This is a genomic window from Curtobacterium sp. B8 (genome assembly GCF_000333315.1).
GTDB lineage: Bacteria > Actinomycetota > Actinomycetes > Actinomycetales > Microbacteriaceae > Curtobacterium > Curtobacterium luteum.
Genome location: NZ_BACW01000123.1, coordinates 1 through 16,422, shown reverse-complemented (window position 1 = coordinate 16,422; position 16,422 = coordinate 1). Strand labels below are relative to the sequence as shown.

Genomic DNA, 16,422 nt, shown 5'->3' with positions numbered 1-16,422 from the left:
TCGAGCGGGTCCAGGTCGACGCGATCGTGCACGACAGCGTGCTCACCACACTCCTGTCGGCTGCCCGTGCGGAGACCGTCGACGCGAAGGCCCTCGCCGCCCGCATGGCCCGCAACGCCATCGACCACCTCGCCGCCGCAGCGTCGGACACCCCGGGAGCTGCGGGCCCGGTGTCGCTCGTGGAACTCCGCAGCCGCATCTGCAGCGCCGTCTCGGCCCTCGCCGCGCCCGTCCGGCTCGTCGAGCGTCGGGTCGGCGACGTCCGCCTGCCCGCGGTCGTGGCCGACGCCCTGGCCTCGGCAGCGCTCCAGGCCGCCGTGAACTCCGTCCAGCACGCCGGCGGTGCCGAGGTGGACCGCTGGGTCCTCGTCGAGCAGCAGGGTCCCGGGGTCCGCATCGAGGTCGGTGACGACGGGGCCGGCTTCGACTTCGCCGGCATCCCCGCCGAACGGCTCGGCGTCCGACGGTCGATCATCGAGCGGGTGGTCGCGGTGGACGGCACGGCGGAGGTCGACTCCGCTCCCGGCCGGGGGACCACCGTGCGGCTCTCCTGGACCCCCTCGACCGAGGAGGCAGCGTGAAGGTCTCCATCCCCGCGGGCGTCGCGATCGGGCTCGCCGCGCTGTTCTCCGTCTACCACCTGGTCCTCGCCGCCACGACGTTGCCGCGCGTGCACGAGGTCGCCCCGATCGTCGCGTGCATGGTGCTCTACGCCGCTGCGACGGGTGCAGCGCTGTTCGCCCCGGGTCGGGCGCTCCCGGTCTGGGCGGCGTGCTTCTCGCTCGCCACGGCCGTCGTCATGCCGGTCGTCGCCGCCCCCGTCGTCGAGCTGCGCTCCGGTCCGGGGTACGCCACGTGGTGGATCGCTGCTGTGGGCACCCTCATGGTCGTGCTCGTCGTGCGCGGTCGCGGCGCCTTCGCGTGGGCCGGGGTCGGGTTCCTCGCGGTGCACACCGTCGCGTGGGCCGGCCTCGAGGCGCTCGGCTCGTTGGGCGTCCTCGGGAGCGTCGCCTGGGTCGCCATCGCCACGGTCTTCTCGGTCGCCATGAACCGGGCGACGCGGGTCCGGCGCGACTTCATCCGGGCCGAGCAGGAGACCGAGGACTGGCAGGCCGCGCAGGACGCGCACGTGTTCGAACGGCAGTTCCGGCTGAGCCAGACGACGCGCATGGCGCTGCCGATGCTGCAGCGGATCATCGACGCGCACGGTGAGCTGACGGACGACGAGCGGGAGGAGTGCCTCCACCTCGAGCAGGCGATCCGCGACGAGATCCGCGGCCGCTCCCTGCTCTCCGACGACGTCCGCGCCGAGGTGATGCGGCTCCGCCGTGCCGGGGCGACCGTGCAGCTGCACGACGACGGTGGGCTGGACGACCTGGAGGCCGACGACATCCGTCGCATCCACGCCCAGGTCGCGGACGCGCTCCGGCAGGCCCGTGGCGCGGACAACGTCATCGTCCGGACGGTGGGCGAGGGCGCCGACACCGCGGTGACGGTCGTCGGACTCCGGCTCGACGTCGCCGCGAGCCAGTCGGCGGCGCTCGGCGCCGGGCTCGACGACGAGGACGGCGACGAGGACGACTCGGTCGCCCTGTGGATGGAGATCCCGCGGCACCTCGTCGCCTGACGGCGGCGCGCTGGCGGAGCGCCCACACGACGGTCCGACGCCGCGAGGTGGGCCAGGTGCGCCAGGTGGGCCCACGACGGCCTGGAGGCGCGGGGCGGGCTGACAGCGTGCCTCCCGCCCGGCGCGGGGCGGGCTGGCAGCGTGCCGCCCGTCGGGTGCGGGGCCGTCGCGGAGCGCGACGGAGGATGCAGCACGACCGGACGGGCCCGGAGACGGGGAACGGGCCGGTCGGAATCCGACCGGCCCGTTCACGACCCGAGTCTGGGCGACAACCCGAATATCGCCCTGACTCGCAGCGGGCGGTGGCTTCGTACCCTAGTCGGCCACCGTCCTGCGATGTTCTTCTGTGAAGGACACCGAACACGAACAATGATGCCGACCTCGCACGGTCGTGTCAGTCGTCATTATGGGGGACAAATCCGACCGAATCGGGCGACTTCCAGCAGTCGTGTCCCCCGGACGAGGGGAGACCGGTCGGGAAGTGCAGCCTGCAACCGTTCCGACCGTAGGCGGGGCAGGGGTACATCGTCGCGCGGTTCCCCCCGTGGGCACAAGGCACGCCGCGCGGATCGGTCAGCGGAGGGATCGATCCCAGGCGCCGGGACCGTGGTCGAGCGGCCGACGGAGTCCGCGAGCCGACGCGTCCCAGCCGGCACGCGGCGACACGGTCACCTCGGAGCGTCCTGCCGCTGCCACCTCGTCCGCCTGGCGTTGCAGCACGGCGATGACGGCCGCGAGTTCCTCGGGGGTGGGGTCACCGCCCACGACCCGGACGTCCGCGACCGTCGTAGGAACGTCGGCGGGGACGGCGGCGGCGTGCTTGCCGGTCACCTGACGCGACGGTGATGTTCCCGTGCTCGACGGGTCGACCGGGTCGGTCACCCCGTGTGACGGTGATGTTCCCGTGCTCGACGGGTCGACCGGGTCGGTCACCCCGTGTGACGGTGATGTTCCCGTGCTCGACGGGTCGACCGGGTCGGTCACCCCGTGTGACGGTGATGTTCCCGTGCTCGACGGGTCGACCGCGTCGGTCACAGCGGGATGTTCCCGTGCTTCTTGGGCGGCAGCGAGGCGCGCTTGCCGCGGAGGGCACGGAGCGCCTTGATCACCGAGACGCGGGTGGCGTGCGGCTGGATGATGCCGTCGAGCTCACCGCGCTCCGCCGCGAGGTACGGCGACGCGACGTTGTACGTGTACTCGTTCGCGAGCTTCGTCCGGACCGCGGCGACGTCCTCGCCGGCCTCTTCCGCCCGCTTGATCTCCGAGCGGTAGAGGATGTTGACGGCTCCCTGGCCGCCCATGACCGCGATCTCGGCGGTCGGCCACGCGAGGTTGATGTCCGCGCCGAGCTGCTTCGACCCCATCACGATGTACGCACCGCCGTACGCCTTGCGGGTGATGACGGTGACGAGCGGGACGGTCGCCTCGGCGTACGCGTACAGGAGCTTGGCGCCGCGGCGGATGACACCGGTCCACTCCTGGTCGGTGCCGGGGAGGTAGCCGGGCACGTCGACGAGCGTCAGGATCGGGATGCCGAACGCGTCGCAGAACCGCACGAAGCGGGCGGCCTTCTCACCGGCGTCGATGTTGAGCGTGCCGGCCATCGCCTGCGGCTGGTTCGCGATGATGCCGACCGTGCGGCCCTCGACCCGGCCGAAGCCGATCAGGATGTTCGGCGCGAAGAGCGGCTGGACCTCGAGGAACTCGCCGTCGTCCACGACGTGCTCGATGATCGTCGTCACGTCGTACGGCTGGTTCGTCGAGTCCGGGATGACGACGTCGAGCTCGTGGTCCGCGTCGGTCGTCTCGAGCTCCGGGGCGACGTCGTAGGCCGGGGCGTCGGCGAGGTTGTTGTCCGGGAGGAACCCGATGAGCGACCGGGCGTAGTCGAGCGCGTCGGTCTCGTCCTCCGCGAGGTAGTGCGCGACGCCGGACACCTGGTTGTGGGTCTGCGCGCCGCCGAGCTCCTCGAAGCCGACGTCCTCGCCCGTGACCGTCTTGATGACGTCCGGACCGGTGACGAACATGTGGCTCGTCTTGTCGACCATGATGACGAAGTCGGTGAGGGCGGGGGAGTACACCGCGCCGCCGGCCGCCGGGCCCATGACGATCGAGATCTGGGGGATGACGCCCGACGCCTGGGTGTTCAGGCGGAAGATCTCGCCGTACTTGCCGAGCGCGACCACGCCCTCCTGGATGCGTGCGCCACCGGAGTCGAGGATGCCGATGATCGGCACGCCCGTCTTCAGCGCGTGCTGCATGACCTTGATGATCTTCTCGCCGGCGACCTCGCCGAGGGACCCGCCGAACACGGTGAAGTCCTGCGCGTACACCGCGACGTTCCGGCCGTGGATCGTGCCCACGCCCGTGACGACCGCGTCGCCGTAGGGGCGCTTGGCGTCCATGCCGAACGCGGTCGTGCGGTGCCGGACGAACTCGTCGAACTCGACGAACGAGTTGTCGTCGAGGAGCTGCTCGATGCGCTCCCGGGCGGTGCCCTTGCCCTTCGCGTGCTGCTTCGCGATGGCTGCCTCGCCCGCGGCGGTCACGGCTTCGTGGTACCGGTCGCGGAGGTCGGCGAGCCGGCCGGCGGTCGTCGAGAGATCGGGGGTGTCACCTTGAGTCACCCGCTCACCATACCGGCGGCCCCGGACGCCCACGGTTGGAGGTCGTCCACGGTTCCTGCCCGTAGATTGCGTGCATGTCCACACCCGCGTCGTCGTTCCCGCTCACCCGTGCCGAGGTCGAGGCGGACGGTGCGACGCTCGTCGTGCCGCCCACGACCGGCTCGACCAACGCGGACCTCCTCGCGGTCGCGCCGGACCTGGCGCACGGCAGTGTCGTGGCGACGCTCGACCAGACCGCCGGCCGCGGCCGCCTCGACCGCTCGTGGTCGGCGCCCGCCGGGCAGACGCTCGCGGCGAGCCTGCTCGTCCGCGCGGACCTGGACGACCGGTCGCGCGGCTGGTTGCCGCTCGTCGCGGGCCGTGCGTTGCGCGACGCGGTGGACGCCCTGGTGCCCGGCGCGCCGGGGACGACCCGCGCCTCCCGGCCGGTGGTCGAGGTCAAGTGGCCGAACGACGTCCACCTCGACGAACGCAAGGTGAGCGGCATCCTCTGCCAGGTCGCCGCCGACGGCAGCGTCGTGGTCGGTGCCGGGGTCAACCTCACGATCCCCGCCGACGCACTCCCGACCCCGACCTCGACCTCGCTCGCCGTCGCCGGCGTCACGGGGACCGCACCCGACCTCGCCGACGCGGTGCTCGTCGCCTTCCGGGGTGCCGTCCTGGAGGCGGTGGTCGCCCTCGCCACGGGCGGTGCGGCCGCCGAGGCGGTCCGGTCCGACGTCCGTGCAGCGTGCGGCACGATCGGTCGCCGGATCCGGCTCGAGCTGCCCGACGGCACGGTGGAGGAGGCCGACGCGGTCGGCATCGACGACGACGGCCGGATCACGATCCGGCACCGGGACGGTGCCACCAGGGGCGTCGCGGTGGGCGACGTCACGCACCTGCGCTATGCATGAGGGCATGACCGCCGAGCCGCCGCCCGAGCGCGTCGTCGCCCGGCTCCGGCCGCACGCACGGCGGCTCGTCCGCCCCGCCGTGTTCGTGGTGCTCGTGACCGCGGCCGGCGGCTTCGGGTTCGGCGTCTTCCGGGCACAGCTGGCCTGGCTGAACGTGGTGGTGGCGGTCGTCGTGCTGCTGCTGCTCGTTGTCGGCGGGGTGGTCCCGCTCGTCCGGTGGATGTCCCAGCGCTACGTCGTCACCACCCGGCGGCTCGTGGTCGTGCACGGACTCGGCACGCGGACCCGCCGGGAGCTCCTGCACGCCCGCGGGTACGACGTGACCGTGCGCCGGCGCGGTCTGCAGGGGGTGTTCCGCTCCGGGGACGTGCTCGTGTTCCCGGGTGACGATCCCGTGGCGGTGCTCGCCGACGTCCCGCACGCCGACCTCGTCGTCGCCGTGCTGCACGACCTGGTGGAGGCCCACGAGGCGCGCCGGCGGCACCGCGAGCCGGACTGGGACGAGATCGTCGGCGGCGGGGCCGAGCGGCCGCCGTGGGGCGACGTCCGCGGCTGAGCCGACGCCCGCCCACCGCTGGCGCGCGCGGGGGTGCTGCGACGTGCCGCGCACCCGGCCTTCGGTGTGAAGCCGTGCAGGAACCTGTACCGTCTTCCCGTGCGTATCTCTGTCATCGGCTGCGGTTACCTCGGTGCCGTGCACGCCGCCTCCATGGCCAAGCTCGGGCACGACGTCGTCGCGGTGGACGTCGACCCCGGCAAGATCGAGCGCCTCGCCGCGGGCGAGGCCCCCTTCTTCGAGCCCGGTCTGCCGGAGATCCTGACCGAGGCGCTCGCCTCGGGCCGCATCCGCTTCACGACCGACATGGCCGAGGTCGCCGACGCCACGGTGCACTTCCTCGCCGTCGGCACGCCGCAGGGCCCGACCGGCGCCGCCGACCTCACGTACGTCGACGCCGCTGTGGCGTCCCTCGTCCCGCACCTCTCCGCGGACGCCTACGTCGTCGGCAAGTCCACGGTCCCCGTCGGCACCGCAGCGCGGCTCGCGGGCGAGGTCGAGGCTGCCGTGCCGGGCGCCACGCTGGTCTGGAACCCCGAGTTCCTCCGTGAGGGCTTCGCCGTGCAGGACACCATCTCGCCCGACCGCCTGGTCTACGGCGTTCCCGCAGGCGAGCAGGGCGAGCGGGCCACCGCCGTCCTCGACGAGGTCTACGCGTCGGCGCTCGCCGAGGGCACCCCGCGCCTGGTCGTCGACCTGCCGACCGCCGAGCTCGTGAAGGTCAGCGCGAACGCGTTCCTCGCGACCAAGATCTCCTTCATCAACGCGATGGCCGAGATCGCCGAGGTCGTCGGTGCGGACGTCACCGCCCTCGCCGACGCGATCGGGCACGACGCCCGCATCGGCCGGAAGTTCCTCAACGCCGGCCTCGGCTTCGGCGGCGGGTGCCTGCCGAAGGACATCCGTGCCTTCCAGGCGCGTGCGTCCGAGCTCGGCGTGCCGGACTCGCTCGCCTTCCTCGCCGACGTCGACGCGATCAACCTCCGCCGCCGGGACCACGTCGTCACGCTGGCGCAGGAGCTCCTCGGCGGTGACGTCGCGGGCAAGCGGGTCGCGGTGCTCGGCCTGGCGTTCAAGCCGAACTCCGACGACGTCCGCGACTCGCCGTCGCTCGACATCGCCGGCCGACTCGAGGGCCTCGGCGCCCACGTCGCGGCGTACGACCCCGAGGCCGTCGTGACCGCCCGCCGCGTCCGTCCCGAGCTCGACTACACCGAGACCGCCGCCGACGCGCTCCGCGGTGCCGAGCTCGTCCTGGTGCTGACCGAGTGGAACGAGTCCGCGAGCTCGCCGCGACCGAGGTCGCCGGCCTGGTCGCCAGCCCGGTCGTGGTCGACGGACGCAACTGCCTCGACCGCGACGCCTGGACGGCGGCCGGGTTCACGTACCGCGGCATGGGGCGCTGAGGCACTCCGTGTCCGTCCGGGTGCGGCGCCTCCTGCTCGACGGCGTCCGCGGGCACGACTGGGCCACCCCGGTCGTGCTCGCGGCCACCCTGTTCGTGCTCGTCGCCGCGGTCGCCCGGATCGCGTCGACCGAGCCGCTCAGCAGCACGGACGAGTCGGCGCACGTCGACTACGCCCTCCGGGTGTGGCACGGCCAGCTGCCCGTGCTGATGGACGGGGTGCGGTTCCAGCCCGGGTTCGGCCACCACCCGCCGGTCCAGTGGGTCGCCCAGCACCCACCGCTCTACTACGTCCTGCTCGCGCCGCTCGTCGGCCCGCTCGTCGACGCGGGCCACCCGGTGCAGGCGGTCGTCGCGGCGCGGATCGTCAACGCGATCATCGTCGCGGGCATCGTGCCGGCTGCTGCCTGGGCGGCCTCGCGCTGCTTCCCGGAGGTTCGACGACTGCCGGCGACCGTCGCCGTCGTCTCGGGGTTCACCGCGGTGCTCGTCGTGCAGGCCGGCGTGGTCTACAACGACTCGCTCGCCGCGCTGCTCGGCGCCCTCGCCTGCGGGGTGGCCGGAGCCGCCCTGCGGTCCGGGGTCACGCCGCGCCTGCTCGTGTGCGGAGCCCTCGTGGCGGCTGCGGGCATGACGACACGGCTCTCCTTCGCGCTCTGGCTGGTGGCCGTCGCGGTGGCGTTCCTGCTCGCCCGGACCGTGCGGCTCGGCCGACTGCAGGGCCTGTGGGCCCGCGTCGTCGTCGCGCTCGTGCCCGTGGTGGCGGCCGCTGCGGCCTCCGGGTGGTTCTGGGTGCGCAACACCATCGTCGCCGGGTCCTTCAGCGGCCGGCCGAAGGCGTGGCCGGGGTGGGTGCCACGACCGCACTTCACGGACCAGGAGGTCGCCACCAAGCCGGCGTTCTGGAAGCAGCTCTTCGCGCTCTACCGCGGCGCGCTCGACCTCCGCGACGCGGTGCCGTGGATCCTCCTGCTGGCACCGGTCCTGCTGCTCGCGGTGTCCCTCGTCGTGCTGCTGGTCCGCCGGATCACCACCCGCCGGGGACAGAACCCGGGGCGTTCGAGCGCTCCGGGCGACGGCTGGCCGCGGACCCTCGTCGTCGCCATGCTCGTGACGGTCGTCGTGCTCTTCGTCCTGGTCGAGATCCGGTACATGGCCGGTGGGGGCGCGCCGATCAACCGCTACACGCTGTCCGTCTGGGCTCCGATCGCCATCGCGCTCGCGGCCGGGCTGCGGGCTTCGCGGCACGCGGCCGTGGTGCTCGTCCCGGCGTGGACGCTGCTGTCCCTGGTGCCGATCTGGTCGCTGCTGCACTTCGAGGGAGCGACGCTCATGCCGCACTCCGCGAAGCTCGTGCTCGCGGCCACGGTGCTCGCGGGTGTGCTGACCGCCGCGACGATCGCCCTGTTCGTGGCCGGCGAGCTCGCCGGACTGCGTCGCGACCGGGACGCCCGAGACGGGCGCGCAGACACGGACGACCGCGACGACCGCTCAGCGTCGGACGCCGGTCCGGCGGGGCACGACGGCGGTCAGCTGATCGCGCCGCGCAGCACGGCCCGGTAGCGCTCGCCGATCCGGTCGGTCGAGAACTCCGCCGCCGACTCGACCGCGCGCTCGCGGTACCGGTCGCGCGCCTCGGCGTCGGTGAGCACCCGACGGAGCGCCGTACGGAGGGCGGGCACGTCGCCGGGCGCCACGAGCAGCCCGGAGTCGTCGTCGTGCACGACGTCGCGGATGCCCGGCAGGTCGCTCGCGACGATCGCCGCGCCGACCGCCGCTGCCTCGAGCAGGGTGACCGGGAGGCCCTCCTGGTCGCCGTTCGCGGCCGGGATCGACGGCACCGCCACGACGGTCGCGGAGGCCAGCGTCTCGAGCACCTCGGTCCGGCCGCGCTGCCCGGTGAACGTGACGGGGAGGCCAGCGGCCTGCTGCTCGAGCCGACTGCGCCAGGGCCCGTCGCCGACGATCGTGAGGCGCCACGGCACGTCGTCGCCGATGCCGCGGAGGGCCTCGAGCAGGTTGCCGAAGCCCTTCTTCTCGACCAGACGGCCGACGGCGACCACGTGGTGCTCCTCGGCGGCGACCCGTGCACGGGCGTCCCGTGCCGGACCCAGGTCGACGCCCATCGGGATCACCGTCGACCGGTCGGCCGGGACGCCCCACTCGGTCAGACGGTCCCGCATCTCGGAGTTGACCGTCGTGACGTGCGCGGCGCGACCGAAGATCCAGCGCTTCAGCCGGACCAGGGGTGCGGCGCGGAGCGCGTAGATGTCGCCGCCGTGCGTGGTGACCACGAGGGGGACCCCCGGCGCCGCGAGCGTCGCCACGAGGCCCTGCGGGATCGCCCAGTGGGCGTGGATGACGTCCGGCCGCCCGGACCGGACCGCAGCGCGGACGGCGCGGTACTGGGCGAGGACGAGCGCCGGCACCTGCACCAGGCGGCTGCGCTTCTCCTTGAGGTTGTCGAGGATCGCGCCGTCGGCCAGGTCCTCGAAGGCCTTCGGGAAGTACGGGAACCGGCGGACCTGCACGTCGCCGATGCGCTCGCGTGCGGCACCGTCGGGGACCCGGGGTGTCAGGACGAGCGTGTCGAACTCGGTGGCCTCCTGGTGCGCCAGGTCGAGCACGAAGGCCGGGACCCCGTCGTCCGGCCGGGCCGGGAAGGTCGATCCGAGGACGAGCAGACGGGGACGGGAGGTGTCGGACAAGTCGGCCTTTCCACGGGGCGTGCTGCGTGGGACCGGTAGGCTCTCCACTCGTGCGCGTACTGATCCACAATAGCGATTCGCCCCACAACCGAGGCGACCGAGCGATCCTCGCCGGCAACGTCGAGCTCGTCCGTCGACGCTGGCCCGACGCCGAGATCGTCTCGCTGTCGCAGTACCCCGACCGCGACGCCGCGTGGTTCGGCATCCGGTTCCTGCCGGTGTCGCCGTACAGCACCGGCATCGGCGACCTGTTCGCGCTGCTGCGGGCCGCGCGCGGCGCCGACCTCGTCCTGTGGGGCGGCGGCGAGATCCTCAAGGACTACACGAACAAGCTCGGCCTCGTGTACTGGTTCGGCAAGATGCTGCTCGTCCGCACGGTGAACCGGAACCTCGTCGGCGCGTTCCAGGGCATCGGCCCGACCTCCGCCGGCATCAGCAAGCGGCTCATCCGCGCGACGGTCGACCTCTGCCGCTCGTTCGCCGTGCGTGACGACGAGTCCCGCGAGAAGCTCCTCGCCTGGGGTGTCCGGACGCCCGTCGTGTCCTCCTTCGACCCGGCCGTCGTCGGCACGGTGCAGCAGCCCGACGCCGACGTGCTCGCCCGCCTCGAGGCCACGACCGGCCTCACCGCCGACCGCCTCGAGGGCTCGATCGGCTTCGGGGTGCGCCGCTGGTTCCACTACAAGCGCAGCGGGTGGATCCCGTTCCGCTTCCTGCCGAAGCGCTTCCGGCAGACCGGTGTGGACAGCGAACGGCTCGTCACCTACCGTCAGGCGCTCGCCGACCTCGCCGACCGCCAGGTCGAGCGCTGGGACGCCGATGTCGTCTTCTACCCGATGCACATGGAGGCGTCCGAGGGTGACGCCGCGTTCGCCCGCGAGGTGATCGCGCTCATGCAGCACGGCGACCGGACGCACGTCGTCGAGGCCGACGCCTTCTCGCCGTCCGAGTACGCGGGCCTCATGTCCCGCAGCCGCCTGTTCCTCGCCAGCCGACTCCACTCCGCAATCGTCGCGACGATCGCCGGGGTCCCCGCCGCGGTCCTCTACTACGTCGACAAGGGCCGACTGTTCTTCGAGCAGATGGGGCAGCAGGCCTACTCCAAGCCGATCGAGTCGGCACTCGATCCGACCTTCGTCGACGACGTCACCGCCCTCCTGGAGGACCTCGACGGCCAGCACGAGGCGATCCGCGCCCGGCTCGCCGAGGGGGTCGCCACGAAGGCGACGGCGCTCGACGCCGACTTCGCGGAGGCGACGAGCCACACGCGCTGACCCTCCCGTCCGTCTGCTGGTCACGCCGGGACGGCGACGGGCGTCACCCGGTCTTGGACGCGAAGCGCTCGAGGTAGTCCGCGGAGTTGCGGTAGACGTCCTGGTCGCCGGGGAGCGTCCCGCTCGCGGACCACTGCCAGAACGTCCACTTCGACCAGCTCCGACCGAGCGTGCCCGGCGTCGTGAAGTCGTGCACCGGGTAGAGCGCCACGAACAGCGGGTTCTTCGAGAACTGGTTGCTGTTGTTCGTGCAGCGCTTCCACCAGTCGGTCGTGGTGTAGATCGCCGGGTACCGCTTCGTCTTCTGGTACACGGTGTTCGAGAAGTCCTTGATCCAGCTGCGCATCTGCGACCACGACTTGCCGTAGCAGGTGCCCTGGGACGCGGAGCCGTACTCGATGTCGAGCAGCGGAGGCAGTGTCTTGCCGTCCGCGCTCCACTGCCCGCCGTGCGCGAAGAAGTAGTTCGCGGTGGCGGCGCCGCTCGCCTGGCTCGGCTGCGCGTAGACGTACCCGCCGCGGTAGAGGTTCCGCTGCTTCGCCGTGGCGTACTGCTGCTTGTACGTCGAGCTGACGTAGCTCGTGCCCTCGGTGGCCTTGACGTAGACGAAGCGGGCGCCTGCGCGGTAGGCCGCGAGGAAGTTCACGCTCGGCTGCCACGCGCTGATGTCGAAGCCCTGGATCCGGCCGGGCGGGGGACCGGCGGAGGCGGCCTGGGCGGTCGCGCTGAGGTCCCCCTGCTGCGTCGTCACCGCCCCAGGCACGGACGTGACGATCTCGGTCTCGCCGGCGTTCCGGGCGATGCCGGCCCCCATGACGTGGTTCCCGGTCTGGTCCATCTCGGCGATCGACAACGACCCTGACCCGGCGGTCGTGGGCGTCCCCGCGGACGCGGGGGCTGGTGTCGCCGACGTCTCCGCGGTCGCGGGACTGCTCCCGATCGTGAGCGCCGCGGCCACCGCCGCGGCGGCTCCGAGACCGAAGATCCTCTTGCTGGATGCGCGCATGCGGCGGCGTCCTCCCTGTCGAAGCGGCCTCGGGTGCGTGCTGTGCACCCGTCGCGTCCGAGCGATGCTACCCGGCGCGTCGGGAGGGCCGCAGCGATCAGCGCGAGGCTGCTGCGCTCTCCGGCTGCATCGGCTCGACGTCCGGGATGGGGCCGTTGCCGTTGACCTCGACCCGTGCGTGCTGCTGTCGGCGGTTCAGGAAGTTCCGCTCGACGAGCCACCACATGCCCACACAGACGCCGAGCGTCAGGGGCACCACGACCACGATCATGAGCAGGAACTGCAGCTTCGGCGAGAAGCCGAACGGCAGCAGCAGGAGGTTGCCGAAGCCGAGCAGCGGACTGTGGAACAGGTACACCGAGTAGGAGACGAGTCCGGCCAGGACGAAGGGCCGCCACGCGAAGAAGCGCGCGAGCCAGGTGTGGTGGCCGGTCACGGCGGAGCGGCCGAGCCAGGTAAGGAGGACCCCCGCGAAGACACCGGTCACGACCTCGGACGGCCAGGTCTGGTGCTGGTAGTAGTCACGGTGCGAGAAGAACAGCACGGCGATGCCGAGCAGCAGCACCACGATGAAGGCGCCCTCCTGCCAGCGGGGCTTCGTCCGGATGCGGAGCGTGCCGGAGGCGTGGGCGTCCCGGGCGCGGACGGTGATCTCGGCCGCGAGCATGCCGACGGCGAAGAGCCCGACGAACCACGGGTGCATCCACGAGTACTTCGACTCGCTGCCCATCCACATGCCGATGAGCACGAGTCCGGAGGTGGTCGCCCACCCGCCGATGAGCCGCCACAGCGGGAGGATGACGAGCGGCATCAGGAAGTAGATCTGCCACTCGACCGCGACGCTCCACATCGGTCCGGCGATCTTGCCGATGTACTGCGGGAAGAAGTCGTGCACGAGGAAGAAGTGCGTCAGGAAGGTGCCCCAGCCCATCGGCAGCTTCGTGTCCCACTGGGTGCCGCCCGGGTTGTGCAGGACCGGGATGAACCGGATCATCAGCGCGAACAGCACGAGCGCGGCCCAGTAGGGCGGGATGATCCGGCGGGCCCGACGCCAGATGTACTTCCAGAAGCCGCCGGGGATGCGGTACCGGTCGAACCGGGTCATCACGGGCAGCATGAGCACGTAGCCCGAGAGCACGATGAAGACGGGCACGCCGAGGTAGCCCCAGCCGATGATCGGGCGGAGCCAAGGGATCTGCGTCGGCCCGGTGCCGGTCACCCCGGTGAAGAGGTACGCGTGGTAGACCACGACGGCCAGGGCAGCGAGCCCGCGGAGGCCGTCGAGGTAGGGGAACTCGAGTCGGGTGCTCGGCCGGGGTGCGCTGGGCAAGATCGATCCTCGTGTTCGGCGGGCTGGACCTGAGCAGTCTCGCACACACGGGATGGTGAGCGCGTGTCGGCTGCTCGGGCGGCCGTGCACGGACGCGGATGCCGTGCACCGGCATGGTGAGCGGCCCTCGGGTGTGCGGAGGGATGCAATGATGGAGGACGTGACCCTGACGACCCACGCCGCCGAGGATGCCCCCGCGACGACCAGCGGGCGCCGGGCGGCTCGCTCGTCCCTGCACCTCCGGAAGGTGCTCGTCCCGATCGGGCTCGGCGTCCTCCTGCTCGTCGGGGTCGGCCTCAGCGCGTCCGTGGCGTACCACAACCGTCTCGGCGTCACGAACGTCGACGGCATCTCCTACATGGGGATCGCGCGCGAGTACGCGCACGGGTGGTTCGGCGACGCGGTCAACGCGTACTGGTCCCCGATGGTCTCGTGGCTCATGGCGCCGATCATCGCGGTGGGGGCGGGTCCGCAGACGGCGTTCGCCGTGGTCAACACCCTGGCGGTCGCCGTGGTGCTCGGCATCGGCGGGTGGCTCGTCTGGTCGCAGAACCACCGCACCGTGCCGGCCGTGCTCTTCATGGTCACGGCGATCCCCGCACTGATGAGCGCGGTGTCGGTGCAGACGCCGGACCTGCTCGTCGTCGCGTGGATGTTCGGGTTCCTGTGGTCGCTCCGCTGGGCGGACCAGGCCCTGCACGGCAGTCGTCGGTCTCGGATCGCCTCGGGCATCGTGCTCGGTGCCGTCGCGGCGATCGGGTACTTCGTCAAGCTCTTCCTGCTCCCGGTGGCGCTCGGGTCGGTGGTGCTGTGGCTCCTGCTCCGCGTGTGGTCCGCCCGTCGTCGCCGCGAGCCCGTCCGGCACTGGTGGCCGGTCCCGGTCGCGGCCGTCGTCGCCTTCGCCGTCGTGATCGCGCCGTGGGTCGGTGCCCTCACCGTGAAGTACGGCGAGGTCACGCTCGGCTCCTCGCTGTCGGTGAACGTCGGGTCGAAGTTCGACGACGCCGGCCGCTCGACCGACTGGCCCTGGCTCCCGGTACCGCCGAACGAGCACGCGACCACGGCGAACGAGGACTTCACCCCGAGCGTCTTCGAGAAGGGCGTGCAGGACAACCCCGATCCCGACGCCGTCCCGCCGGTGTCACGGCCCCAGACCGAGCCGACCGTCACGAAGTCGAGCTCGCTCGTCGCCCGCGGGACCTACTACGTCGAGCAGCGCCTCCTCGCCTTCCCGTACTACCTGCAGAAGATCAGCACGTTCGCGCCGTTCGCCGCCCCGATCGCGCTCCTCTTCGCGGCCGCGCTCGTCATCGGCGTCGTCCGGTTCCGTCGGTACGCGTTCACGTGCATCGTCGCGGCGTCCACCCTCGTGTACTTCATCGGCTACGGGATGATCACGTCGTCGTCGAGCGGTGGCGGGAACGCGCGGTACTACTGGCCGCTCTTCTACCTCACCGCGATGATCGGCGCGCTGATGCTGCCGGCGGTGTGGCGGCTCGTGCGGCGACGCGGCGTCATCCGGACCGTCGTCGCGTGCGTGGCGATCGCCGTCGTGCCCGTCGCCTCGTACACCCAGAACTGGTTCGGCTCGCCCGCGCCGTTCTACCCGTCCGTGAACCGCACCGACCCGCTGCAGGTGACCGGTCCGGTCGACGTCCCGCCGCTGGTCGCGCTCGCCGACCAGATGAAGTCGAGCGGCGCGCTCCCCGCGGGCTCGTCCATCATCGGCACGAACTCGCGCTCGCTCGCGTCCATCGCGTTCCTCACCGGGACGCGCGCGTTCGGACGCTCCGGGCAGGGCTACACCTACCACTCCGAGGCGATGCTGAAGGTCTACGCAGACGAGGGCATCCGCTACTTCGTGCAGTTCGACCCGGCGTCCGCCCCAGCGCGCGACTACTCGATGGCCGGGAAGGTGGTCGGGACCTTCGGGGCCGATATCGCCTGCACCGGCGACAGCTCGAGCGACGCGGCGCAGCCCTGCCGCATCCAGGTCATCCGCCTGGACGGCTGACCGGGTCGGGGCGTCACCATCCCGGCCCGGCTACCATGTCGCTGGGCCCGGAGCAGTCCGTGGTGCGACGCCGTCGTCGGGCCGCATCGTCCGCGCACCGCATCGTCAGCGGGCCGGACGGGCCAGATCGTCCGTGGGTCAGCGCCGTCAGGAGAAACGATTGTCAGGAACCACCAGCAGTGACACCCCCGAGGTCGAGGGGAAGCGTCCGTCGAAGCGGCGACGCGTGCTCGGCAAGGTGGTGCCGATCGTCTTCTACGTGCTGCTCGTCGTCTTCCTGGTGCTCTACGTCCGCAGCGTCGACTGGAGCCAGCTCGCCGACGTCGAGTGGAACTGGGGCTGGGTGGCCGTCGCGACGGTGATCAGCGTCGGTTTCCGGTACTGGGGCGTCGGCATCTGGTTCTACCTGCTCCGCCGCCTCGGTGCGACCGGTCTGAAGGGCAGCGGCGTCACGCTCACGTACGTCTACGCCAAGTCGTGGATGGGGCGGTACATCCCGGGTGCGGCGACGTGGATCATCGGCAAGGTGTACTTCGCGTCGAAGCACGGCGTCTCGAAGGCGCGCCTCGGCGTGAGCGGGCTCCTCGAGGGCGCCCTGCAGATCGCCGCGACGCTCGCCCTCGCGCTCGTCCTGCTGCTCGTCGACCCGCGGACGCACGACCTCGACCCGTGGCTCATCGCGCTCATGGTCGCGGCGTTCGTCGGCTGCGTGGTCTGCCTCATCCCGCAGGTGTTCGTGTTCCTGATCGGGCTGGCCCTCCGGATCCTCCGCCGCAAGCCGCTCGAGGACGACGTCCGACCGAGCCTCGGCACCGTGCTCGGGGGTGCCGGCCTCTACGTCGCCGGCGCGATCCTCTCCGGCTCGGCGTACTACTTCATCACGCTCGCGGTGTACCCGTCGCTCAAGGGCACGGACGCGGCGTTCGTGATCGGTGCGGCCAGCATGGCCTCGGCGATCAGCATGCTCGCGGTGTTCGCG

At 72.0% G+C, this 16,422-nt stretch carries 13 protein-coding genes and 1 pseudogene; 9 read left to right on the top strand and 5 right to left on the bottom strand.

The window, feature by feature from the left end; translation table 11 throughout:
• On the top strand, positions 1 to 581 hold a 581-nt coding region (locus tag I59_RS03305; RefSeq protein ID WP_022902661.1), incomplete at its 5' end, for an ATP-binding protein.
• Complete coding sequence (locus tag I59_RS03300) at positions 578 to 1,627, top strand: hypothetical protein (protein ID WP_022902660.1); 1,050 nt, start codon at positions 578 to 580, stop codon at positions 1,625 to 1,627. The genes I59_RS03305 and I59_RS03300, both read left to right, overlap by 4 nt.
• Positions 1,628 to 2,200: 573 nt before the next feature.
• Here I59_RS03300 and I59_RS23325 read toward each other — a convergent pair.
• Entirely contained in the window at positions 2,201 to 2,662 is a 462-nt protein-coding gene (locus I59_RS23325; protein WP_261976503.1) for an acyl-CoA carboxylase subunit epsilon, read from the bottom strand.
• The gene (locus tag I59_RS03290; protein ID WP_022902658.1) at positions 2,659 to 4,254 is read right to left on the bottom strand and encodes an acyl-CoA carboxylase subunit beta; all 1,596 of its coding nucleotides are present in this window, start codon (positions 4,252 to 4,254) and stop codon (positions 2,659 to 2,661) included. The genes I59_RS23325 and I59_RS03290 overlap by 4 nt, the downstream gene beginning before the upstream one ends.
• Positions 4,255 to 4,328: 74 nt before the next feature.
• Here I59_RS03290 and I59_RS03285 point away from each other — a divergent pair, with 74 nt between their 5' ends.
• From I59_RS03285 to I59_RS03270, 4 genes and pseudogenes are all read left to right on the top strand, one after another.
• Positions 4,329 to 5,150 carry a biotin--[acetyl-CoA-carboxylase] ligase gene (locus I59_RS03285; RefSeq protein ID WP_022902657.1) on the top strand — a complete coding sequence of 274 codons (822 nt, stop codon included), beginning with the start codon at positions 4,329 to 4,331 and terminating at the stop codon, positions 5,148 to 5,150.
• 4 nt (positions 5,151 to 5,154) lie between these two features.
• The gene (locus tag I59_RS03280) at positions 5,155 to 5,706 is read left to right on the top strand and encodes a PH domain-containing protein (protein ID WP_022902656.1); all 552 of its coding nucleotides are present in this window, start codon (positions 5,155 to 5,157) and stop codon (positions 5,704 to 5,706) included.
• A gap of 99 nt (positions 5,707 to 5,805) precedes the next feature.
• Positions 5,806 to 7,112 (top strand): annotated as a pseudogene (locus tag I59_RS19030) (UDP-glucose dehydrogenase family protein).
• An 8-nt stretch (positions 7,113 to 7,120) separates the two neighbouring features.
• Entirely contained in the window at positions 7,121 to 8,674 is a 1,554-nt protein-coding gene (locus tag I59_RS03270) for a hypothetical protein (protein ID WP_022902652.1), read from the top strand.
• Here the strand turns inward: I59_RS03270 and I59_RS03265 are convergent.
• On the bottom strand, positions 8,641 to 9,819 hold the full coding sequence (locus tag I59_RS03265; protein WP_022902651.1) for a glycosyltransferase: 1,179 nt from the start codon (positions 9,817 to 9,819) through the stop codon (positions 8,641 to 8,643). The genes I59_RS03270 and I59_RS03265 overlap by 34 nt on opposite strands.
• A gap of 50 nt (positions 9,820 to 9,869) precedes the next feature.
• On the opposite strand from I59_RS03265, the gene I59_RS03260 reads away from it, so the two are divergent.
• Complete coding sequence (locus I59_RS03260; protein ID WP_022902650.1) at positions 9,870 to 11,093, top strand: polysaccharide pyruvyl transferase family protein; 1,224 nt, start codon at positions 9,870 to 9,872, stop codon at positions 11,091 to 11,093.
• 43 nt (positions 11,094 to 11,136) lie between these two features.
• Here the strand turns inward: I59_RS03260 and I59_RS03255 are convergent, their stop codons facing one another.
• Positions 11,137 to 12,099: a GH25 family lysozyme gene (locus tag I59_RS03255; RefSeq protein WP_022902649.1), complete on the bottom strand. Its 963-nt coding sequence runs from the start codon at positions 12,097 to 12,099 to the stop codon at positions 11,137 to 11,139.
• A 97-nt stretch (positions 12,100 to 12,196) separates the two neighbouring features.
• Positions 12,197 to 13,429 (bottom strand): acyltransferase, encoded by a 1,233-nt coding sequence (locus I59_RS03250; RefSeq protein ID WP_022902648.1) that lies wholly within the window; start codon positions 13,427 to 13,429, stop codon positions 12,197 to 12,199.
• A gap of 160 nt (positions 13,430 to 13,589) precedes the next feature.
• On the opposite strand from I59_RS03250, the gene I59_RS03245 reads away from it, so the two are divergent.
• The gene (locus I59_RS03245; protein ID WP_175328732.1) at positions 13,590 to 15,443 is read left to right on the top strand and encodes a hypothetical protein; all 1,854 of its coding nucleotides are present in this window, start codon (positions 13,590 to 13,592) and stop codon (positions 15,441 to 15,443) included.
• A 160-nt stretch (positions 15,444 to 15,603) separates the two neighbouring features.
• A partial coding sequence (locus I59_RS03240) for a lysylphosphatidylglycerol synthase domain-containing protein (RefSeq protein ID WP_148286063.1) occupies positions 15,604 to 16,422 on the top strand: 819 nt, incomplete at its 3' end.

Excerpts from the sequence above, each read along its gene's own strand:
- I59_RS03255 (WP_022902649.1), bottom strand. The coding sequence starts at position 12,099 with ATGCGCGCATCCAGCAAGAGGATCTTCGGTCTCGGAGCCGCCGCGGCG.
- I59_RS03285 (WP_022902657.1), top strand. The coding sequence starts at position 4,329 with ATGTCCACACCCGCGTCGTCGTTCCCGCTCACCCGTGCCGAGGTCGAG.
- I59_RS03280 (WP_022902656.1), top strand. The coding sequence starts at position 5,155 with ATGACCGCCGAGCCGCCGCCCGAGCGCGTCGTCGCCCGGCTCCGGCCG.